Here is a 22371-nt window from a genome sequence, read left to right on the forward strand (position 1 = left end):
CGGCGCCTTGAAATCGAATTCACGAGCCCCCTATCCTGGAAGGCTTGTCTCCCGATCCGTGGTGTCAGGCATATCTGACACCTCGTGAGGAGCCCCGATGCGTCGCAGCATCCCCGAGCCGTACGTCGAGCCGCCGCGCGGCGTGACGCCGATCGGATTCCTGGTGTGGGTCACTGCACGGCAGTGGACCACCGTGCTGCAGGGCGTCGTCTGCGACATCATCTGGCTGCTCGGTCTGGCGCTCACGCCGTGGGCGATCGGGCGCGCGATCGACGAAGGTCTGGTCGCCGGTGACTACGGCGCGTTCATGCTCTGGCTCGCCGTGGTGGTGTGGCTGCAGCTGCAGCACTCGCTCATCCAGGGTCTGCGTGACCGTGCCGGCTCCATCAACTACGTGCGCGGCATGTCCCGGGTGGACCAGGTCGTCACCCGCACCTCGGCGCGCGTCACCATCGCTGCCGACCGCACGCTGCACCCCGGTGCCGTGGTGACGATGGTCGCCGAGTCGTGGAGCATCCCGTTCGTCACGATCAACGTCGGTTCGATCACGTCGGCGACCGTCGCCTTCATCACGGTCGCCGTCCTGCTGCTGCGCGACTCCGTCCTGCTGGGCACGCTCGTGCTCGTGGGGGTTCCGCTCTTCTCGGCGATCTCGTTCCTGCTGGTGCGCTCGCTCAACGCGCGGGGCGAGGCGGCGTGGGAGGCGCGCGAAGCCATGAACGTCGTGGCCATGGACAGTGTGAAGGGTCTGCGCGTGCTGCGCGGCATCGGCGGGGAGGAGCGCTTCCTCCGTCGTTTCCAGCAGCGCTCGGGTGAACTGCGCATCGCCGGGGTGCGCCTTGCCTGGCCCCGCGCGGCGGCCGAGGCGTTGAACCTGCTGATCGCCGGGACCTTCGTCGCGGTGTTGACCTGGATCGGCGGAGTGCTCGTCGCCGAGGGGCAGCTGCAGGTCGGAGCCCTGGTCGCGTTCTACGGCTACGCCGGCTTCCTGGTACTGCCGGTCGCGCTCATCAACCAGGCGATGACCGTCGTGGTCGAGGCGCGCGTTGCGGCTCGGCGCATCGTCGCCCTGTTCGGCGTCGAGCCGCTCTGGCCGGACACCCCGGCATCCGCCGCCGGAGATATGGACGACACGGATGCCGCGGCATCCGTGCTCCTGAAGGATGAGCGCACCGGACTCCGCGTCCACGCAGGAGAGCTTCGCGGCGTCGTGACCGCGGACTCCCCCGAGGCGCGGGATCTCGTCGACCGGGTGAGTCGCCTCGCGCCAGACGATCCGGCGAATGTGGTGCGCCTCGGCGGCCGCCGCCTCGACGCCCTCCCGATCCGCGACGTGCGCGCACGGGTCGCCGTCTCCGACCCGGTTCCCTTCCTCTTCAGCGGCACGCTGCGCGAGGTGCTCGACCCGTGGGGTCGCCACGACGACGCCGAGATCCTGCGGGCGGTCGCCGCGGTCGACGCCACCGACATCGTCGATTCGGTCGACGGCGGCCTCGATGTGCTCGTCGGTGAGCGAGGCGTGGAGTTCTCCGGTGGTCAGCGCCAGCGGCTCGGCATCGCCCGGGCGCTGCTGCGCGAACCCGAGGTACTCGTCATGCTGGATCCGACCTCGTCGGTGGACGCTCCCACGGAGGAGCGGATGGCGGCCGGCATCCGCCGGCACCGCGCCGGCGCGACCACCGTCATCGTCAGCGCGAGCCCGCTCGTGCTGGCCAACACCGACAACGTCGCCTTCCTCGTCGACGGCGTCGTGGCGGACGAGGGTCCGCACGAGGAGCTCCTGGAGACGAATCCGATCTACCGGTCCAACGTTCTGCGCGCGGAGGGACTGCGATGAGTTCGACGATTCTGCCTGTGGCCAGCACGGCCCGTGTACGTGCCGCGCTCGGTGTCATCTGGCGCGAGCGTCGACCGGCCTTGCTCGGGATCATCGCCCTGTTCGGCGCGGCCGCGCTTGCCGGCATCGCTCCGCCACGCCTCGTCGGTCTGCTCATCGACCGCTTGACGGCCGGTGCCGGCGCCGCTGAGGTCGCGCTGTACGGCGGGGGGATGCTGCTGTGCGCCTTCGCGCAGGGCGCGTTCATCCTCCTGGCTTCGCGCAAGGCGTTCGTCGTGGGAGAGGACGTGTTCAGCCGACTCCGGGAGGAATTCATGGCCAGCGCCCTCGCGATGCCCATGACCCTGCTGGAGAAGGGCGGCACGGGCGAACTGGTCACGCGCACCACGCAGGACATCTCGTCGGTCTCGAACCTGGTGCGCAGGGCGCTGCCGGAGTCGCTGATCGCCGTGGTCACCGTGGTGCTCACTCTCGCCGCCGCGGTGTGGACCTCTCCGCTGATCGCGCCGGTGTTCCTGCTCGGTGTGCCGATCCTGGTGCTGGTGATGCGGTGGTACGTCAAGCGGGCCGGCGATGTCTACCGACGCATGGGTGCCAGCTACGGCCCGGTCTTCGCGGCGGCGAACGAGACGGCGAACGGGGCCCGCACGGTGGAGGCGCTCGGTCTCTCCGACACGCGCGCCGCAGCGATGGACACCGCCATGAACGGCCACTGGCTGGCAGCGGTCGGACGGATCCACCTGCGGCAGGTCATGCTTCCGTGGTCGAACCTCGCCTTCGCCATCCCGGTGTTCGCCTCCCTCGCGTGGGGTGGATGGCTCGCCACGCAGGGGCAGGTCTCGATCGGAACCGTCGTGACCGCCACGCTCTACGCGTCGGCGCTCGTCGCTCCGCTCGAGGCGCTGATCGGCTGGACGGATGAGCTGCAGAAGGGGTTCGTCTCCTTCGCCCGCATCCTCGGTGTGAGCGAGGCGAAGGAGGCCAGCGTCGTGGATCCGCAGGTTCCCGCTTCGACCGACGTCGAACTGCGCGACGTGCACTTCTCGTACCGCGCCGGCCGCGAAGTCGTGCACGGCGTGTCGTTGCGCCTCGTGCCGGGCGAGCGACTGGCGGTGGTCGGAACCTCGGGTGCCGGCAAGTCGACCCTTGCGCGGCTGCTCGCCGGCATCGACGAGCCGAGCTCCGGACGGGCGATGGTCGGCGGGGTGGATGTCGGGCGGATCGCGATCGATCGCCGGCGCCAGGAGATCCTGCTGGTGTCGCAGGAGAGCCACATCTTCGCCACCAGCGTCCTCGAGAACGTGCTCCTGGCCCGACCCGAGGCGGGGGAGGACGGGGTGCGCCGGGCACTCGCGACCACCGGCGCCCTGGAGTGGGTGGAGGCGCTGGAAGACGGCTGGCACGCGGCTGTCGGCACAGGCGGCCACCCCCTGACCGGGTCGCAGGAGCAACAGCTCGCGCTCGCGCGTGTGGTGTTGGCCGACCCGCACACTCTCATCCTCGACGAGGCCACCTCCGCCATGGATCCCGGTGTCGCGCGCGACCTCGAGGCCGCACTCGGCGCCGCGATGCGCGGCCGTACCGTCATCGCGATCGCCCACCGGCTCTACACCGCGTACGACGCCGACCGCATCGCCGTGGTCGACGCCGGGCGCATCGTCGAGCTCGGCACGCACGAGGAGCTGGTCGCGCGCGGCAGCCATTACGCCAACTTGTGGAACGCGTGGAGCGACGACGGCGCGGTCGTGCGGGATTCGACCGCGCCGTAGCGGCGCGAACTCAGAGCGGTCCGAGCACGTCCTGCACAGCGGCGTCCAGTTCGAGCTCCTCGAGCACTGCGAGGAGTTGCTTCTCCTCGTAGCGGAAGTGGTTCTCCATCAGGGCGGCGATGCCGTCGAGGTGGCGGTCCAGCTCGTCGGGTGTCCCGGAGCTCTCCACGACGGTGCGGAGCCCGCCGAGGAGGTGGGAGAGCATCGTGTGGTCGCGCTCGAGCGCGCGCAGCACGGGGGCCAGGTGCGGATGCTCCGCCTCGATCGCCGGGAACAGCGCGCGGTCCTCGCCCTGGTGGTGTCCATCCAGCGCGGCACAGAATCCGTAGCAGTAGAGGAGGAGGTCTCGACTCGCCTCCTGCCCGGATTCACCGCTTCTCACCGCCTGGCGGGTGAGGCGCAGGGCGTCGCGGAGCCGGGCATGCACCTGGCGCAGTTCATGGCTCCAGGCGATGAGCCTGGTCGTCTCGCGCTCAGACACGCGAGAACGAAAGGGGGAACGAGATCATCGTCACTCCTTCGGTTCGGCGCCTCCATGCCTGACACGGTCTGCCACCAGCACGCGACGCTGATTACAGGCTAGCCGAGTCACCGCTCAGGCGGGTCATCGTCACCAGACCTCGAGCTCCGCGATCGAGGTGTACCGCAGTCCGCCGCCGGGCTCCCCGACCAAGCGGACGCCGTCGGCGACCACGGACTCGAAGTCGAAGACGTACTCGTCGTATTCCAGCGCCGTGTAGTCGTTCGGGTACGCGGGCGAGATGGCGACGGCGGATGCCGGCATCCACTCTCCGTCGATCCGCACCTGCACACGGGGGCCGTCCGCGAACCAGCCGCCGAGCGAGTCCTGCGGCCCGGGAACGTAGACGACGCGCGAGAAGCGTCGCGGCGACGGCCATTCGTAGCCCCACACGTCCTCGCCCGATCCCGGGCCGTAGGCCGAGTCCTCGGCCCGGTCGCGGTCACCGTCGTTGAGCACAGACTGCTGACCCTCCCGTACGCGCGAGACGAGCGGGTACGTGTCGGGCGACAGCGCGAGGTTGCCGGAGCCTTCGGTCGCGGCATCCGTTCCCGGATCGAACCGCACCCGGCGCAGGCCGAAGCAGTACGCGCGGCGGCCGACCGAGGAGGCGGGCACGAACCAGTTGCTCTGCAGCCACAGGTCGCGGCCGTCGTCCGAGATGAACTTCGACGGCATCGTCGGGGCGTAGCCGCCGTGCTTCGCGAGAGGCGAGCGCGGTCCGTGCCAGGGGAAGTGACCGAAGTCCTGGCTGTGCAGGTGCCGCCACGGACCCCAGGGAGTCGACGCCTCGAAGAACTCGAAGGTGTACTCGCTCCACGACGAGTACAGGTAGCGGCCGAGCCCGGGGTTCCACACGACCCCTCCCTGCGCGATGCAGGTGAAGTTGCGGGGCTCGGCCGGGTTCGCCGGCGTCGGGTAGAAGCGGCGCTCATCGACGAGGACGGGATGCTTGAGCCCGATGTCGGCGGTCCAGGTCGGACTGCCGTCGGCGTCGAAACCCGCGAAGAACCGCCACTGCGCGGCATCCTGGATCGCGCTGCGGTGCACTCGCCCCAGGAACAGCTCGGTCGGATCGGGCACCACGTGCGAGAACGAGGTGCGCCAGTTGCCGTCGATGCCGTAGGCGTAGACCCACTCACTGCCGCCGTTGGACTGGCCGAGATCGAGGAACATCACGGTGGTGAAGACGTGATCGGAGAACATCGGATGCTCCGGCCACGACCACGTGCGGCCGTAGTCGTCGCTGCGCACGATCGTCGCCGTCGGCGCCTCGTTGAAGGTGTCGTCGGTCTCGCCGGAGCGCAGGTCCTGCACCGCGAGGTAGAGCTCGTCGCGTCCGTCGCCGTCGCCGTCCACCGCGACCATTCCGGTGGGCTTGCGGTTGAACCGCTCCGGCTCCCAGATCGGGCCGACCGTGTCGCCGTCGGCGAGGCGCTCGCCGGTCAGCCCCGCCGCCGGCACCCCGTCGATGCGGTTGATGAGGATGTCGCTCCAGTCGTGCCGCGCGAAGCCGGTGCCGTCGCCGGCCGCGGCGTACAGGGCGCCGTCGTCGGCCCACGCCGCCGGCCAGAGGTCGCCGTCGCTGGCGGTCAGCACCGTGTTCGCCTGGTCGACGTGCGCGACGCGGAGGCGGAGCGGCTGCCGGTCTCGCGCGATCGGTACGCCGTCCACCATCGAGAACATCGGGTCGGTCATCGTCATCCCTCTTGTCTGGTGGTGGCCCGGGGCACGATGCCCCGGGCCACCGGTTCACTACCTGCGGACGACGGCGACGTCGTCCAGCTGCATCCAGATGTCGCCGCTGTTGGTCCAGACTCCGCCGAAGACCTGCACCGCGCTGTTCTGCGCGCTGTTGAAGTCGACCGTGAGCTTGGTCCAGGGGCCCACAGAGACGAAATGCGCCTCGCCGATCACGGTGCCGTCGAGGGTGCGAGCGCCGAAGAAGCCGGCGTCGCTGTTGATCGACGTACGGACGTACCCCGTGAGGCGATAGTCCACCCCCGGCTCGACGGCGACGTCCTGCCAGATGTTGCGCCATCCGTTGTCGTTGCGGACGAACGCGTTGTGATCGCCCGAGAACGCGCTCGCCGGCGCGACGTCCACGCCGCAGTTCGGCGTGCAGCCCCACGTGCCGTTCGTTCCGTCGCCCAGCTCGGTGGTCCGCTCGAAGCTGGGGTCGGAGACCAGGTTCGGGTTGACGATGTTGCCCTCGGTGTCGATCTGCATCTGCATCAGATAGACGTTGTACGGGCTCCACTGCGACATGGCGAAGTGGATGACGCCGTCCTCGCTCCACGGATGGAAGTATCCGCCGTACAGGCCCGGGTAGTCGGATGAGCTCGCGACGGTCTGCGGCGCGGTCCACGGGCCTTCGGGGCGTTCGGCGGTGCGCAGGACGATGTCCGGACCGGCGAGCGTCATCATCAGGAATCGCTTGCTGAACGCGTCGTACTGCACCGACAGCTCACTGACCGGGCCCTCCACGACGGGCACGGCCTGGGACTCGTCCTTGACCCACTTGGCTCCGTCCCAGTAGCGGTAGGCGGCCTTGTCGAGGAGCTTGTTCGCCGAGACCCGGGCCACGTGGGCGGCGCCGTTGCGGCCGTTGGGCGTGCCGAAGACGAAGATGTCTCCGCCCTTGCCCTTGCGTGCGTACGCCTGCATCTGGAACGGATCGGTGCCGTCGGCGTTGTTCTCCCACGTCGTGGGCGAGACGGCCCAGTTCTCGCCGTCATCGTCGGAGTACGCGATCCCGGCGCGGTTGGTGTCCCAATAGCCGGGTGCACCCCACTGTTTGACCGACATGAAGCTCATGTACTGCCGCTTGCCGACCGCGATTCCCGCGGTGGGGATCGTCGTCATCTCGTCGCCGTTGACCTTCTTCGACGGGATCAGTTCCTTGGCCATGCCGGACGGGTTCTTCGCCGCGCTCTCGAACAGCATCCCGTCGCTCAGATCGCGATCGCTCGAGCGGACGAGCACATTGCTGCGCCAGTTCCCGTTGGGACCGGAACCCCCGCCCGGACCGGTCCAGGCGTTGCCGAACGTGTCGCCGAACGCCGTGAGGATGCGGCCATCGCCGTCGTCCCACATGATGCCGAGGTCGGTGGCCTTGATGTCCCACCGCCCCCACGTGTTGTTCGGGGCATCGGGTCCGGTGAGTTTCTCCACGATCGTCACCGGGGTGGCCGCATCCGTCGCGATCGCCGGGCTGACCGCACCGACGATCGAACCCGCGAGGACCATCCCGGCGACCGCGGCGGCGGCGGTCGCTCTCTTCAGAGGCATCATTGCCTTCTCCCTACTCACCCCGCCCCTGCGGCGGGTGTGTCATCGGAGCGTCAGTCGGGTCTGGCACTTCAGTTCACGGGTTGGAGTTCGAGCAGGCGCAGCCCGAACCAGTAGGAGGACATGCCCGCCGGAGCGCAGGGGCACACGTTGGACTGCACCCACATCGACAAGCCGTCTTCACTGACGAATTTCGATGGGATGCTGGTGCCGTAGCCGCCGAATCGTGCGTCGGTCCACGGGTACGGGCCGAAGTCCTCCGAGAGGAACAGCGTCCACGGCCCCCACGGGGTGGGGGACTCGTAGAACTCGAAGGTGAGCTCGGTCCACGACGTATAGAGGTAGCGGTCCTGTGCGGGAAGGTAGGTGACGCCGCCCTGCGACAGGACCGACAGGTTCTGCGCGCCGACAGTCTGGCCGGCATCGCCCGAGGCGCCCTCGCTCGGGTGGACCACGCGGTCGTCGACGAGGACGGGCTGCTTCTGCGCGATGTCGGGGGTCCAAGAAGCCTCGGCATCGCCGGGTGCACCGGCGTAGAACTCCCACGTCGAGCGGTCCTGCACCGAGTCGGTCGGCACGCGCGCGAGGAACAGCTCGGTCGGGTCGGGCACCGAGTCATCGAACGAGTCGCGCCAATTGCCATCGAGTCCGTAGGCGTAGGCGTATCCGTCGGGGGCGTGGGTGGCATCCTTCCCGAAGTCGGTGAAGAACACGGTCGTGAAGACGTGGTCGTCGAACATCGGGGCGCCGGTGTCCCACGTCCACGTGGCACCGTGGTCGTCGCTGCGCGCGATCGTCGCGGCGGGTGCCTCGTTGAAGTCGCGGCGCAGGTCCTGCACGGCCAGGTAGATCACCCCGTCCACGCACAGCATGCCGGTCGGCTTGCGGGTGAAGTCCTCGCCCGACCAGACCTGCCCCACCGCGTCGCCGAACGCGAGCGCGGTGCCCGCGAGGTCGTCCGCCCCCGGGGTGCCGGTGATGCGGTTCACGACGATGTCGGACGCGTCGTAGCCGAAGCCCGCCCCGTCGCCGTTGGCGGAGTAGAGGGCGTCGTCGTCCGACCAGCAACTCGGCCACAGGTCGCCGTCCGAGACGCCGATCGCCGTGACCTTGTCCTGCACCCGCGCCTGGAAGGCGGCGTCCGGCAGGGCGTCGGGGAACTCCTCGCCGGGTGCGACGGTGCACCCGGCGAGCAGCACGAGCAGGGCCGCGCTCGAGAGAGCGGCCAGACGGCGTCGCACGGTCAGACCCGCGTCACACCCGAGGCGGGGTCGTACCGAGGTCAGGCACGGGGGCCGTGCCTATATGTACCTCCATGTCGTCGGCGGTCGGCGACTTGGGCCGACGTGCCGTGGGACGGTCGAGGTAGAACAGGGCGGTCGAGGCGATGTCGTCGCGCAGCGGCAGGTAGCGCCATCCGCTCTTCCAGCCCAGGGCCTGGATGTCGACCTTGCCGAGACGCTCGCGGAAGTGGATCGGGTCGAGCAGGTGCCACCGGTACATGCCGAACCGCTGCTGGCTGATGTAGAGCCCGTCGGGACGGATGACCTGGGGCATGCCGAGGTACGGGGTCGAGAACTCGGTGTAGCCCTTGCCCGGGATGTCGAAGTTCCACGCGCCGCCGAAGTAGTCCTCGGTGCCCGTGCCGCAGATCGTGGGGTACTCCTCGTCGTCGTCGAGGTAGAACTTGATCTCGCCTTCGCCCCACCAGCCGTTGGAGTTGACGCCCCACGCGATGTAGGTGCCGACGTACTGGCCATGACCTTCGATGCCCTCCAGGAGCACGTGCGGGGTCTTGTCCTCGAGCGGGTTGGAGCGGCGCCACTGCGCGTGGAAGTAGCCGTCGTTGGAGTAGTCGCCGCCGACCTCGTAGGTCACCTGGTAGTAGACGCGCACGTCGACGACGCTGGTGTTCTCGATGGTCATGCGCGCCCCGGTGCGGAACGGCATCGGCCAGTACGAGTTGAACCCGCCGTGGGGATTGGCCGCGATCGTCTGCGAGTTGACCTGGGAGAACACGCCCCAGCCGTTGCAGAAGAAGTCGCCGTAGGGCACCTCGATCGCCGGCTCCTCGGCGCCGTCCCAGTAGGCGCGCAGCACGAGGGTGCGCCAATTGTCGGTGTGCGTCGTGATCCAGATGTGCGTGATCTTGCCCGCGCCCTCGATGTTGGCGAGGTCGAACGTCTCACCCGCCTTGATGTCGACGCTCGGCGAGATCTTCCAGCCGGGGCCGAGATCCACGGCGCAGCTCTTACCGGTTCCTTCGGTGGCTCGGCCGCCGCCACCCACGGCGCCGTCGAAGTTCTCGGGGGAGATCGATCGTGTCTGCACGCCGCGCAGCGATGCGATCGACGACAGATCGGAGTTGGGGAGCGGGCTGGTGCTCATCTGAACAGGCACTTCCTTGTGTTCTGTTGCGACCGGTGTGCGGAGGCAATGCAATCGATTTCAGCTAAGCTATCGAGCACTCGCGCGGGTGTCAACCGCGCGACTGGTGCCGCTCTTGTCCCTTGAAACTGAAATCGATTTCGCCTAGCGTCACTGGCACACTTCTCCTGAGGTCGGCTGCGCGTCATGCCGGCACCATCCACCATCGCAGTCGTCGAGGAGCAGCATGAGCGACGTCCTTCCGCAGAGTCTTCCGCACACCGAGGTGCCCGCGCTCGCCATGCCCGTGGGCGGCATCGGCACCGGCGGGTTCGCCGTCAACGCCGACGGGTCGCTGCGACAGTGGCAGCTCTCCGGCATGCCCAACCATCGTGGGGCCCTGCCCGGCACCGGGTTCTGGATGCGGGTCACCCAGATCGAGCCGCCACTGGATGTCATCACGATGCTGCAGGGCGCGCCGGTGCCGGATCCGCGGGCACCGCTGGTCACCGACGGCGAGGTGCCGGAATGGATGGCGCAGGCCGCCGAGCGCGTCGGCACGATGCAGGAGGCGCGCTTCAGCGGCACCTACCCCGTCGCCGACGTCGAGTTCCACGACGACCGCATCCCGCTGCGCACGAGCATGCGCGTGCTCAACCCGCTCTCTCCGGGCGACGTCGAGACCAGCAGCATCCCCGCGGCGATGTTCGAGTTCCGCCTCACCAACGACGGACCGATCGCGGTGCACGGCACGCTGGCCGGCTCGCTCCTGAACGCCGTCGGCTGGGACGGCGTCGTACCGATCACCGACTACACCGCGGGCCTCGGCGGCAACGTGAACCGGCTCGTGCGCGGTCGCGGGTGGACGCGGGTCGTGATGGACAACCCGACGCTGTCCGAGGACGCGCCCTTCGCCGGCCAGATGGTGCTGGCCGCCGACGACGAAGGAGCCGCAGTCGTCCCGCGCTGCGCCGGCGTCGATCACCTCGTGTCGTTCCTCGAGTCGCGCGCGCTCAACGACGGGAGGATGAAGCTGCAGACCGCGCCGACCATCGCGGATCCGCAGCTCAACGCTCCGGCATCCGGATCCGGTCCGAGCGCTCCCGGGCGCTCCTGGCTCGGCGTGATCGGCGTGCCGTTCTGGCTCGAGCCGGGGGAGTCCCGCGTCATCCGCTTCAGCATGACGTGGCACTTCGCGAACCGTTTCGTCGACGTCGAGCAGTTCGGCCGCCCGCACGCGGAGTGGGGCGCATCCCGCTTCTACGTCGGCAACCACTACGCCGGCCGCTTCCTGGACGCCCTCGACACGCAGGCCCGCGTCGCCGAGGACTGGGACGCGCTCGTGGAGAGCACGCTCGGGTGGACCCGCACCCTCGTCGATTCCGACCTGGACGCGCGCACCGTCGACCGGATGGCGGCGCAGGCCTCGCTCGTGCGCAGTCCCACGTGCTTCGTCGGGGCCGACGGACGCTTCTACGGCTACGAGGGCTCGCTCGGGGCCTCGACCACGATGTGGTCGGGCACGTTCGGCGGATCGTGCCCGATGAACTGCACGCACGTGTGGCAGTACGAGGCGGCGCTCGCCGCCCTGTGGCCCACGCTGGAGCGGAACATGCGCGACACCGAGTTCGACATCATGCAGGCGCCGGACGGGTCGATCCCGCACCGGCTCCGGGTGCCGGTATATCTGCCGCAGATGTGGAACGAGTTCATCGGGGGCCCCGAGGAGCCGGCGTTGGACGGCATGCTCGCGACGATCCTGAAGTCGCTGCGCGATGCGCAGCACGGTGCGGGTGCCGAGTGGGTGGCGGAGCGGTGGCCGCGCCTGCTGCGGCTCTACCGGCACATCTGCGAGAAGTGGGATGCCGACGGCGACGGCGTGCTGCGCGGCATCCAGCCCAGCACCCACGACATCGACCTCGCCGGCGTCAACCCGTTCATGGGTACCCTGTGGCTCGCCGCGCTCCGGGCGATGGAGGAACTCGCGGGGGCCGTCGGTGATGACGAGACGGCGGCGGAGGCGCGCGTTCGGTTCGACTCGGGGTCCCGACTGTATGACGAGCAGCTCTTCGACGGCACGCACTTCATTCAGAAGCTCGACGAGGGCGACCCGGTCGACTTCCAATGGCTGACCGGCACGCTCAGCGACCAGGTCATCGGCCAGTGGTGGGCGCACCAGCTGGGGCTGGGGCACATCCTGCCCGCCGAGCACGTCCGCAGTGCGCTCCGTCACGTGGTGGCGACGAACCTGCGCCACGGGTTCGACGACTTCGTGCACCCGTATCGGGTCTACGCCGACGCTGCCGAGGACGGCGGACTGCTGATGTGCTCGTGGCCGGAGGGCGGGCGCCCCGAGGTCCCGACCCGCTACGCCGACGAGGTGTGGAGCGGCATCGAGTACCAGGTGGCCGCGCACTGCCTCTGGGAGGGATTGGATGCCGAGGGTGAAGCAGTCCTCGATGCGCTCTGGACGCGGCACGACGGCCGGCGCCGTAACCCGTACAACGAGATCGAGTGCGGCGACCACTACGCGCGGGCCATGGCCGGCTGGACGGTGCTGCAGGCGCGCACCGGCGTGCTGATCGACGAACTCGCCGGCGTCCTGCGGGTGTCGCGCGACGGGCGGTGGCCGTGGTTCGCATCGACCGGCTACGGAACCGTCGTGGTCTCCGGCGACACGATCGAGGTGCAGTGCACCGACGGCACGCTCGAGCTCGACGCGGTCCGCGAGGACGGCGATGCGGTCCGGCCGATCGGGCGCATCTCCGTCGTCGCCGGCGCATCGGCGCGCACCGCGGAGATCGCGCGCGGATGACCGAAGAAGCCGCGGGAATTCTCTTCCGAGGGAAATCGATTTCAACAAGATAGGCTGAACCGACCGCAAAAGCGCGTGCCGGCGGACGAGGGCGGAACATGGCGACGATCTACGAAGTGGCGAAACTCGCCGGGGTGTCCCCGGCGACGGTGTCACGCGTCTTCAACGGCATGGGCGTCTCCGAGGAGAAGACCCTCGCCGTTCGCGAGGCCGCCAAGGAGCTCCGCTTCACGCCCAACCGCACTGCGCGCACGTTGCGCAAACAGGCGTCCGAGGTCATCGCTCTCGTCATCCCCGACATCGAGAATCCGTACTTCACGGAGATGGCCCGTGGGGTGGAGGATGTCGCATCCGAAGCCGGCTATTCCGTCGTGCTGTGCAACACCGACTCGCAGATCGACAAAGAGGCGACCTACCTGCAGATCGCGATCTCGGAGCACATGGCGGGCGTGATCCTGGCCGCGGCATCCGACCATACGAACCTCGACGACCTCCTGGCGACCGGGCGTCCCGTCGTCGCGGTCGACCGCGGAACCGGGTACGACATCGACGGTGTCGTCATGGCGAACCGCCCGGCGGGCCAGGCGGCGACTGAGTATCTCGTGCAGGCGGGCTATAAGCGGATCGCCTGCATCACCGGCCCGCAGCACATCGAGACCGCGCACGAACGTGCCCAGGGATGGCGTGCCGTGCTCACTCGGCACTGGCCCGACCTGGACGCCGATGAGCTGCTGCGCTACTCGACATTCCGCGTCGACGGCGGGCGCGAGGTGATGGAAGACCTGCTGAGCCTTCCCGAGCCGCCCGACGCGATCGTCGCGGCCAACAACCTGCTCGGCGTGGGCGCGATCCAGGTGCTCACCGAGCACGGTCTGACGCCGCCGAAGATCGGCGTCGCCGTCGTGGGCTCACTGCCGTTCACGACCCTTTCGCCGACCGCTGTGACCGTCGTGCGGCTGCCCGCGCGCCACATGGGCGTCACCGCGGCCAAGATGCTGCTGGAGCGCATCGGCGGCGACCGCCAGCCCGCCCGCACGGTGGTGCTGCGCAACGAGGTGCAGCCCGCCCACAGGGGCGCGCGCGACTGATCCGCGGTCTCTTTCATCCGGTTTCACCGGAATGGCGAGATTTATTCGGTTGAACATGAAATCGATTTCGCCTAGAGTGATCGCAGCCCATCGACGGATCGATTTAGGAGGATGCGATGGCCATGCGCTGCACCCTCGGTGTCGACATCGGAACGTCCAGCAGTAAGGGCGTCCTCGTCGCGGCCGACGGCGAGATCATCGCGACCGCGACCGTGGCGCACGACGTCGAGCGCCCCCGCGCCGGCTGGGTCGAGATGGACGGCGGCATCTGGTGGGACGAGTTCGTCCAGCTGGCCCGCGAGCTCCTCGCCGACGAGACCGCCCGTGCGCGCGGCGCCGTCGTCGCGGCGGTGGGTGTCAGCGGCATGGGGCCCTGCATCCTGCTCGCCGATGACGCCGACGTGCCCGTGCGCTCCGCGATCCTCTACGGAGTCGACACCAGAGCCACCGCCCAGGGCGAGCGGATGACGGCCGAGCTCGGCGAGTCCGAGATCGTGCGGGTCGGCGGGTCTACGCTCACCTCGCAGGCCGGCGGCCCCAAGATCGCGTGGATCGCGGACGAGGAGCCCGAGGCGTATTCGCGCGCACGGCGGCTGTTCATGCCCGCCTCGTGGCTCGCCCGCCACCTCACCGGCGCCTACGTACTCGACCACCAGTCCGCCAGCCAGGTCTCGCCGCTCTACGACGTCGAGGCCGAGGCGTGGCACCAGCCGTGGTGGGACCGCTACGCACCCGGCATCGAGGCGCCCCGCCTGGCCTGGGCGGGCGAGATCGCCGGCACCGTGACCGACGAAGCTGCGGCGCTGACCGGTCTTCCTTCCGGCACCCCCGTCATCGCGGGCACCATCGATGCGTGGACCGAGGCGGTCAGCATCGGCGCGCACGAGGTAGGCGATCTCATGCTGATGTACGGCACCACGATGTTCCTCGTCGCCACCGGCGACCGCACGCTGCGCACACCGTCGATGTGGACCACGGTCGGCGCATTCCCCGGCACCCGCAACCTCGCGGGCGGGCTCTCCACCTCCGGCGCGCTGACGGCGTGGCTGAAGGACCTGTTCGGCTCGGACTACTCCACGCTGCTGGCGGATGCCGCAGCATCCGTTCCCGGTGCGCACGGTCTCGTGATGCTGCCGTACTTCGCCGGCGAGCGCACGCCGATCATGGACCCGGATGCCCGTGGCGTGATCGTCGGGCTCACCCTGAGTCACACCCGCGGCGACCTGTACCGGGCCGCCCTCGAAGCCACCGCCCTCGGCGTACGCCACAACATCGAGACGATGCGCACCGCAGGTGCCGATATCCGCCGGATCGTCGCGGTCGGCGGCGGAACCCAGGGTTCGCTCTGGCTGCAGATCGTCTCGGACGTCACCGGCGTCGCCCAGCAGGTGCCGCGCGTCACGATCGGGGCGAGCTACGGCGCCGCCTTCCTCGCCGCCGCTGCGATCAGCGCGCCCGGCGAAGAGCCCCGCATCGCGGAGTGGAACCCGATCGTCACGACGGTCCATCCGCGACCCGAGACGGCCGCGCTCTACGACGACGCCTTCGAGCTCTACCTCGAGACCTATCGGGGCACTCAGCGCGTCGCACACGAACTTGCCGCCCGGCAACGCACAGAAGGAAACACACCATGAGCACCTACACTCTGCCGACCCGCGCGACTCGCCCCGAGACCGCGCCCCGGACGGCGTACCTCATCGCGAGCGGCGACCTGCGTGAGTCGGCCAACACGGCCGGTTGGGAGACCCAGGCGGCGATGGAGGCCGATGTCACGAAGGCGCTCGCCGACCTCGGCTGGAGCGTCATCCGGGCCAACGGCGTCGACCCGGCGACCGGGCACGGCTTCATCTCGAGCCAGCGCATGGGCATGGAGGTCTTCAAGGGCATTCCGACGGATGCTCCGCTCATCGTCGCCGAGGCGGTCTGGCAGTACTCGCACCACGTGCTCGCAGGTCTCCGCACCCACCAGGGTCCGATCCTCACCGTCGCGAACTTCGCCGGCGACTGGCCGGGGCTCGTCGGGCTGCTCGGCCTGAACGCCGGCATGACGAAGATGGGCACGGACTACTCGACCATCTGGTCGGTCGACTTCACCGATGAGTGGTTCAAGAACGGCCTGCGCGAGTGGGTCGAGACCGGGCACATCACGCACGACGCCTCGCACGTGCGCCCGCTGCCGGCGCTGCCGGACTCACCCGAAGTCGCGCTCGGTCGCGCGCTGGGCGACCAGCTGCTCGAGGAGAAGGCCATCATCGGCGTCTTCGACGAGGGCTGCATGGGCATGTACAACGCGATCTTCGACGACGAGCTGCTCAACCAGCTCGGCATCTACAAGGAGCGCCTGTCGCAGTCGGCGCTGTACGCCGAGATGCTGAAGGTCCCGGATGCCGAGGCCGACGCCATCGGCGCCTGGCTCATCGAGCGCGGCATGACGTTCAAGCTCGGCACCGACGAGGCGACCGAGCTGACCGAGACGCAGCTGCGGTGGCAGTACAAGATGTACATCGCCGCGCTGCGCATCGCCGATGACTTCGGGCTGGATGCCGTGGGCATCCAGTACCAGCAGGGACTGAAGGACCTGGTCCCGGCCTCCGATCTCGCCGAGGGCCTGCTCAACGCCACCGACCGCCCGCCGGTGACCAGCCGCGACGGCTCGCGGGTGCTGCACGAGGGCCGCGCGTTCCCGCACTTCAACGAGGCCGACGAGGGTGTCGCCGTCGACGCGCTGGTGACCGACCGCGTGTGGACCGCGATGGGTCTGATCCCCGACAACACCCTGCACGACGTGCGCTGGGGCGAGGACTACGACGGCGACTTCGTCTGGGTCTACGAGATCTCCGGATCCGTCCCGGCATCGCACCTCGGCGGCTATGACAAGGCGGAGGGATGGCGGCAGCATCCGGTCTTCTTCCCGGCCGGCGGGTCGACCATCAACGGCGTCTCGCGCCCGGGTGAGATCGTCCTCAGCCGCGTCTACATCGCCGAGGGCGTGCTGCAGGCCGACATCTTCCGAGCGTCGGTCGTGGAGCTCCCGGCCGAGGAGACGCAGCGCCGCAAGGACGCGACCAACCCGGAGTGGCCCATCGCCCACGTCGTGCTGCACGGCGTCAGCCGCGACCAGTTCATGGCCCGCCACAAGGCGAACCACGCACAGCTCGTGTACGCGCCCGACGCCGAGACGGCCGACAAGGCCTTGATCGCGAAGGCCGCGATGCTGGACCGCCTCGGGGTCAAGGTCCACCTCGCCGGCGACGTCACGATCTGACCGACTCGTAGAACGCGGCAAACCCTGATCGGTTTGCCGCGTTCTGCCGCGTCGCCCGGGGCTTGAGATCCCGGTTCAGGCTGATGCTTGGGGGTTGAGGTCGCTCGCGCGGAGCGCCTCGAAGTCGCCGAGCGACACCTCGGCGTACTTGTACGACCAGTCGATGATGGCCTCGCCGGCGATCTGGCCGTTGCCGATATAGCCGGCGATCTCCCCCGACACCGGCGCCTGGCAGTGCGCACGGGCGAGCGTGATCGCACACGCCGTGGCGTACCGGCGGAACGGCGCGTCCTCGAGCGCCTCGACGTCGAACGACCCCTTCTTGTCGTGGAACTGCCGCACGAAGAACTCGCGGCCCCCGGGCCCCTCGACGGTGCCGAGGAACGGATCGGATACCGCTTGCAGCACCCGCTGCATCGCCACGATCCGACCGCCCTGGCCCACGGAGTTGATGATGTCCTCCAGCACCGGCGGCTGCTCGATCCCGCCGTACTCGACGAGCACCGACTGGTTGGCCTCCTTGGCCTGCAGCAGGAGCACGTTGTCGTCGCCGTCCTCGAACGCGATCAGGAAGCACCGCGTGCCGACGCTGCCGACCCCGACGACGCGCAGCACGAGGTCGACCGCCTTGTAGTGCGCGAGCACCACTTGGATGTCGATGTTCGCGGTGCGGGCGTACGCGAGCCCCAGCTCCTCGATCATCGCCGTGATCTCGGGGGGGACGTGCGTCATCGTCGGTGGCTGCTCGACGAAGCTCAGCACGTCGTTCTCGTCCCGGACGGTCAGCTTGCGCACCGCACGATCGGAGGTGCGCTTCTCGGCATCCTTCATCGCCGCCTTCAACGCGCGACGCGAAGCGCCGTCGAGCGAGGCGAAGGCCGAGGCGGGGTCGCTGTGCGAGAAGTACCGGTCCACCGGGCTGAGGCGCACGAATCCTCGGATGGCGCGGGCATACGCCTGCACGGCGGCCATCGCGGCATCCCGGATGACGGCGTCGTCCCGAGAGGTCTGCATGCCTCCCACGACGATGCTCGTGACGAGGCGTTTCACGTCCCACTCCCACGGCGCCCAGGCCGACTCGTCGAAGTCGTTGAGGTCGAAGACGAGCGTGCGCTGCGGCGAGGCGTAGAACCCGAAGTTGGAGACGTGCGCGTCGCCGCACGAGGCGACGAGGATGTCGCTGTTCGGATCGTTCGCGAGGTCGGCCGCCATCAGCGCCGCCGACCCGCGGAAGAAGGCGAAGGGGCTGGTCAGCATGCGCTCCATGCGCAGCGGCACGAGCTCCGGAAGACGGTCGGCATTCTGTGCGCGAATGATCCCGAGCGGGTCCCGCGGTACCGTCGAACGCTCGGCCAGCGTGCTGCGTGGGGTGGTCTTTCGGGCGGCCCGGCCGAGCGCCGACCGCTCCTCTTGCGACACCTTCGACTGCGAGTGGTAGCGACTCATGCGCTCATTGTCCCGTCATTCGCCTCCTTTGGGCAGTACCCTCGTGCCGTGACCACTGCTCCCGCCGTCGAGACGCGCGCCGCCCGCCCCCTGCCCGCTTCGTCGGAGGGTTTCGGCTCGCAGCACCGCTCGCTCGAGTCGCTGTCGCTGGCCATCGCGGTCATCGCGTTCATCCTCGCGGCCGCCGTCGCCCTCCCCGTCTTCAAGCTGCAGGCCGCACCCATCTCGGGAGAGGGATCGATCGGGCAGTACGCCGCCATCGCCTCCGCCGTCGTCGCGGTCCTCGCCTTCATCGCGGGCCGGTACGTCGTTCGTCACCCCGGCCGGCGGCTCACGGTGCTGGACATCCTGGATGTCGCGGCCCTGGCATTCGCGCACGCCATCATCGCGCTGCTGTCGTGGACGCTGCTCGGCGTGATCCTCGAGCACGGATTCATCGGGGCAGACGTCTTCCCGCTCCCGCTCCTGGTCCTGGCCGGCGCTTCGGCCGCGGTGACGGCGTACGTCGTGTTCTACTCCGCCACGCACATGGACCTCCAGCTGCTGGCCGTGGTGCTCGCGCTGTTCCTCGTCGAGGGCGTCATCGCCAGCATGCTGACCGCGAGCAACCCGGAGTGGTGGAAGGACAACCTCAGCGCCCTGGGCATGACGAACGACATCTCCTCGCTCGCGTTCAACCTCACGCTCATCATCGCCGGCATCCTCGTGACGACCCTCGCGCGGTATGCGACCCGGGACGTCCCGACGACGAACCCCCGCGGGGTGTTCTGGGTTCGACTGTGCCTGATCATCGTCGGCATCTTCCTCGCCTTGGTGGGAGTCTTCCCCGTCGACCAGTTCTTCGCCATCCACAACAGCGTCGCCACCGGGATGGTCGTGGCATACGGCGTCCTGGTCGTCATGATGCGTCGCTGGATTCCGGGGATGCCGCGGGCCTTCGCCACTCTCGGCTGGGCGTTCCTCGCCGTCGTCGTCGTGCTCGGCGTGTACTTCGCGATCGGTGTGTACACGCTGACCGCGGTCGAGCTGGTCGCCGGCATCCTGATCTTCACGTGGATCATCCTGTTCATCCGCAACGCGCACGCGCTCAGCGCCGATTCCGGCGCCGCAGACGCCAGGATGGACGCCTGATCGGCCCTGCGGCGAGGCGTCCTGGTGCGTACTCGGTCAGGCCCTAGAGTTCGGGAATGACCGAGGAGGAGTGGCACAAGGCGACCTATTGGCCGCTGATCGTCGCCTCGATGCTCTTCATCGTCGCGTACTCGTGGCAGGTCATCTTCGACCTCACCGGCCCCGCCTCTGTCGTGGCGCGCTCGGTGATGGCAGTGACCTGGCTCATGTTCGCGGCCGACTACATCGCGCGGCTGAAGCTGGCACACCCCCGCGGGCCGTGGTTCCGCAAGCACATCTTCGACCTGCTGGTGGTCCTCCTCCCGGCGCTCAAGCCGCTGCGCCTCCTGAAGGCGCTCACCCTCGTCAGCGTGCTGCACCGCACCGTGGGCACCGCCCTGCGCAGCCGCATCGCCATCTACGGCGCCGGTGCGGCGGTCATCCTGATCTGGATGACGTCCCTTGCGGAGCTCGATGCCGAGCGTGGCGCTCCCGGGGCGAACATCGAGACCTTCCCGGATGCGATCTGGTGGTCGTTCGTCACGCTGACGACGGTGGGCTACGGCGACTTCTACCCGGTGACAGGCTGGGGGCGCACCGTCGCCGTGCTGCTGATGGTCGGCGGCGTGACCGTCGTCGGCATCGTCACGGCGACCCTGGCCTCGTGGGTCATCGAGCGGGCCGCGATCGGTCACGACGACGAAGAGCCCGCGACCCGCAAGCAGGTGCGCGACGTGTCGCAGCAGATCACCGCTCTGACGGCGCGGCTCGGAGACACCCCGGACCAGCGCTGAGCCGGTCTCCGCTCACACCGCGTCGGACGGCGTGAGCGGCGGCGTGACGCTGGTGACCACGGCCTTCAACCCGCCCGTCTCCAGCGCGGCGGCGACCGCGACGACGACATCCGCCGTCACCGGAACCGCGTGCAGCGGATGATGCCAGTACTGCAGCCGCGCGGTCAGCCGGTCGGGCGACACCGCGGTGGCGAGACCCCGCGGGTGCTCGCGCTGGTGCACGCCGTCGACGGATGCCGCGGCATCCGTCAGCACCGTCATGAGCTCTTCGACCGACCGGTCGCCGCGCTCGGTGCGCACGTGCACCTCGCTGCGTCGTGCGCCGTGAGTGGAGTCGTTGACGATGGGGTTGCTCAGCATCATCGAGTTGGGCGCGTGCACGGTGCGGCCGTCGACCGTGACGAACACGACGGAGCGGGAGTTGAGCTCGATGACCGTCCCCGCCAGAACGCCGTCCAGCGCCTCGATCTGGATCTCGTCGCCGACCTTGACGGGATGACGGGTCTGGATGATCACGCCGGCGGCGAAGTTGTCGGCGATGCCGCGCAGCACGAGCACGATCACGACGGCCAGGATGATGACCATCGCCAGCAAGGGCTGCACGTTGGCGCCCATCAGGGCGAGCCCTACGCCGATCGCCAGCAGGATGACCGTGTACGACGCGAACCGAGACGCGAACTGGGCCATCGACTCCGAGATGCCCTTGGCGCGGTGCGCCAGTGCCAGGACTCCCCTGCGGGCGAGCCGGGAGAGGATCCATCCCACGATCACCACGATGAGGGCGAGAACGACGTTCCACCAGTCGACGGAGTCGGGGACGAACTGCGAGAAATCCACGCGCTCACCCTATGGCGCGACGAAGTGCCAGGGCCGTCGGCTCACCGCGGTGTCGGCTGTGGGCGGCCCGGGCGGGCGGCGCGCCCTCGGAGTGGCGTCGCTCGCGATCGCTAATCTGGCGAGGTGAAACGCGCCCCTGCTCCGGTTCCTCCAGCGGCTGCGCCGGCGCTCTCCCCGATGCTGCGGGTGCTCCTCGGCCTCGCCGCGGCCGTGATCGCGCTGGCCGGGATGTCCTTCGCCCGCGAGCTGGTCGGCCCGCTGGTGCTGGCTGGCGTCATCGTCATCATCTGCCACCCGCTGCGCTACCCGCTGCTGCGCTGGGGATGGCCGCGCTGGGCGGCGACGACCGGCGTCATCGTCCTGGGCTACCTGATCCTCGGTGTCCTTGCCGCGCTGATGTTCTTCGCCGGCACCCAGTTCGTCCGTCTGGTCGGCTCCTACGCCGATGAGCTGCAGGCCTCGGCGCAGAGCTTCATCGCCTGGTTGCAGTCGGTCGGGCTCGATACGCAGGCAGCGGATGCCGCCGCCGGCGCGCTGGATCCGTCGAACCTCGTCGCGATCGCGACGTCGCTCGGCGGGGCGGCGCTCAACGTGCTGACCGCGTTCTTCTTCGTGCTGGCCTACGTCATCTTCATGGCCGCGGACGGGGCGCGCTACGCCCGGGCCGAGGCGCAGTTCGGTGCCGGCATCCGTCCCACCGTGCAGCGATTCACCTCCTTCAATACAGGTGTACGTCGCTACTACATCGTCAACGCCTCCTTCGGAGCCGTCGTGGCGATCATCGACGGCCTGGCACTGTGGGCCCTCGGGGTGCCCGCGCCGGTGGTGTGGGCGATCCTCGCGTTCGTGACCAACTTCGTGCCGAACATCGGCTTCGTGCTCGGGGTCATCCCGCCCGCCGTGCTCGCGCTGGTCGTCGGCGGATGGCCGCTGATGCTCGCGGTCGTGGCCATCTACTGCATCGTCAACGTGACGCTGCAGGTGCTGATCCAGCCCAAGTTCGTCAGCGACGCGGTCAACCTCAGCCTGACCCTGAGCTTCTTCTCCGTCATCTTCTGGACCTTCATCATCGGGCCGCTCGGGGCGATCCTCTCGATCCCCCTCACGCTCATGGTGCGCGCGCTGATCCTGGAAGGCGACCCGGGGACGCGATGGCTGCGCTGGCTCTCCGGTGACACGGATGCCGCGAAGCTCGAGCCCCCTCGGGGCTGACGAGCCACCCGTTCGACTCA

Annotated in this window: 16 protein-coding genes; 9 read left to right on the forward strand and 7 right to left on the reverse strand. The window is 69.1% G+C overall.

Annotation, left to right across the window (positions count from 1 at the left end; all coding sequences use genetic code 11):
• Nucleotides 1-97 precede the first annotated feature (97 nt).
• The gene (locus ASD65_RS13595; RefSeq protein WP_056223500.1) at nt 98-1837 is read left to right on the forward strand and encodes an ABC transporter ATP-binding protein; all 1740 of its coding nucleotides are present in this window, start codon (nt 98-100) and stop codon (nt 1835-1837) included.
• Nucleotides 1834-3606: an ABC transporter ATP-binding protein gene (locus ASD65_RS13600; RefSeq protein WP_082561772.1), complete on the forward strand. Its 1773-nt coding sequence runs from the start codon at nt 1834-1836 to the stop codon at nt 3604-3606. The genes ASD65_RS13595 and ASD65_RS13600 overlap by 4 nt, the downstream gene beginning before the upstream one ends.
• Nucleotides 3607-3616: 10 nt before the next feature.
• On the opposite strand, the gene ASD65_RS13605 is transcribed toward ASD65_RS13600, so the two are convergent.
• The 5 genes from ASD65_RS13605 to ASD65_RS13625 form a co-directional block, all read right to left on the reverse strand.
• The gene (locus ASD65_RS13605; protein ID WP_056223504.1) at nt 3617-4087 is read right to left on the reverse strand and encodes a hemerythrin domain-containing protein; all 471 of its coding nucleotides are present in this window, start codon (nt 4085-4087) and stop codon (nt 3617-3619) included.
• A gap of 129 nt (nt 4088-4216) precedes the next feature.
• Nucleotides 4217-5830, reverse strand: coding sequence for a DUF4185 domain-containing protein (locus ASD65_RS13610; RefSeq protein ID WP_056223506.1), 1614 nt, complete (start codon nt 5828-5830; stop codon nt 4217-4219).
• Nucleotides 5831-5881: 51 nt separating this feature from the next.
• Nucleotides 5882-7417 (reverse strand): DUF4185 domain-containing protein, encoded by a 1536-nt coding sequence (locus ASD65_RS13615; RefSeq protein ID WP_200948673.1) that lies wholly within the window; start codon nt 7415-7417, stop codon nt 5882-5884.
• Nucleotides 7418-7488: 71 nt separating this feature from the next.
• Entirely contained in the window at nt 7489-8658 is a 1170-nt protein-coding gene (locus ASD65_RS13620) for a DUF4185 domain-containing protein (RefSeq protein ID WP_056223510.1), read from the reverse strand.
• Nucleotides 8659-8671: 13 nt separating this feature from the next.
• Nucleotides 8672-9805 carry a glycoside hydrolase family 172 protein gene (locus ASD65_RS13625; RefSeq protein WP_056223512.1) on the reverse strand — a complete coding sequence of 378 codons (1134 nt, stop codon included), beginning with the start codon at nt 9803-9805 and terminating at the stop codon, nt 8672-8674.
• 226 nt (nt 9806-10031) lie between these two features.
• Here ASD65_RS13625 and ASD65_RS13630 point away from each other — a divergent pair, with 226 nt between their 5' ends.
• The 4 genes from ASD65_RS13630 to ASD65_RS13645 all read left to right on the forward strand — a co-directional run bounded on the left by ASD65_RS13630 (nt 10032) and on the right by ASD65_RS13645 (nt 16952).
• Nucleotides 10032-12599: a GH116 family glycosyl-hydrolase gene (locus ASD65_RS13630; RefSeq protein ID WP_056223514.1), complete on the forward strand. Its 2568-nt coding sequence runs from the start codon at nt 10032-10034 to the stop codon at nt 12597-12599.
• A 98-nt stretch (nt 12600-12697) separates the two neighbouring features.
• On the forward strand, nt 12698-13687 hold the full coding sequence (locus ASD65_RS13635; protein ID WP_056223515.1) for a LacI family DNA-binding transcriptional regulator: 990 nt from the start codon (nt 12698-12700) through the stop codon (nt 13685-13687).
• 116 nt (nt 13688-13803) lie between these two features.
• Nucleotides 13804-15321, forward strand: a complete 1518-nt coding sequence (locus ASD65_RS13640) for an FGGY-family carbohydrate kinase (protein ID WP_056223517.1) — start codon at nt 13804-13806, stop codon at nt 15319-15321.
• Nucleotides 15318-16952, forward strand: coding sequence for a fucose isomerase (locus tag ASD65_RS13645; RefSeq protein WP_056223518.1), 1635 nt, complete (start codon nt 15318-15320; stop codon nt 16950-16952). Before ASD65_RS13640 ends, ASD65_RS13645 begins: the two co-directional genes overlap by 4 nt.
• A 75-nt stretch (nt 16953-17027) precedes the next feature.
• On the opposite strand, the gene ASD65_RS13650 is transcribed toward ASD65_RS13645, so the two are convergent.
• Nucleotides 17028-18398, reverse strand: coding sequence for a DUF2252 domain-containing protein (locus ASD65_RS13650; RefSeq protein ID WP_056223521.1), 1371 nt, complete (start codon nt 18396-18398; stop codon nt 17028-17030).
• A 48-nt stretch (nt 18399-18446) separates the two neighbouring features.
• Here ASD65_RS13650 and ASD65_RS13655 point away from each other — a divergent pair, with 48 nt between their 5' ends.
• On the forward strand, nt 18447-19529 hold the full coding sequence (locus ASD65_RS13655; protein ID WP_056223523.1) for a DUF998 domain-containing protein: 1083 nt from the start codon (nt 18447-18449) through the stop codon (nt 19527-19529).
• A gap of 56 nt (nt 19530-19585) precedes the next feature.
• A complete protein-coding gene (locus ASD65_RS13660) occupies nt 19586-20302 on the forward strand; it encodes a potassium channel family protein (RefSeq protein ID WP_056223525.1) in 717 nt (238 codons plus the stop codon).
• A 12-nt stretch (nt 20303-20314) separates the two neighbouring features.
• Here ASD65_RS13660 and ASD65_RS13665 read toward each other — a convergent pair whose 3' ends face one another.
• The gene (locus ASD65_RS13665; RefSeq protein WP_056223527.1) at nt 20315-21139 is read right to left on the reverse strand and encodes a mechanosensitive ion channel family protein; all 825 of its coding nucleotides are present in this window, start codon (nt 21137-21139) and stop codon (nt 20315-20317) included.
• Nucleotides 21140-21262: 123 nt separating this feature from the next.
• Here ASD65_RS13665 and ASD65_RS13670 point away from each other — a divergent pair, with 123 nt between their 5' ends.
• Nucleotides 21263-22351 carry an AI-2E family transporter gene (locus ASD65_RS13670; RefSeq protein ID WP_235566717.1) on the forward strand — a complete coding sequence of 363 codons (1089 nt, stop codon included), beginning with the start codon at nt 21263-21265 and terminating at the stop codon, nt 22349-22351.
• The last annotated feature ends 20 nt before the right edge of the window (nt 22352-22371 follow it).

Source organism: Microbacterium sp. Root61 (assembly GCF_001427525.1).
Classification (GTDB): domain Bacteria; phylum Actinomycetota; class Actinomycetes; order Actinomycetales; family Microbacteriaceae; genus Microbacterium.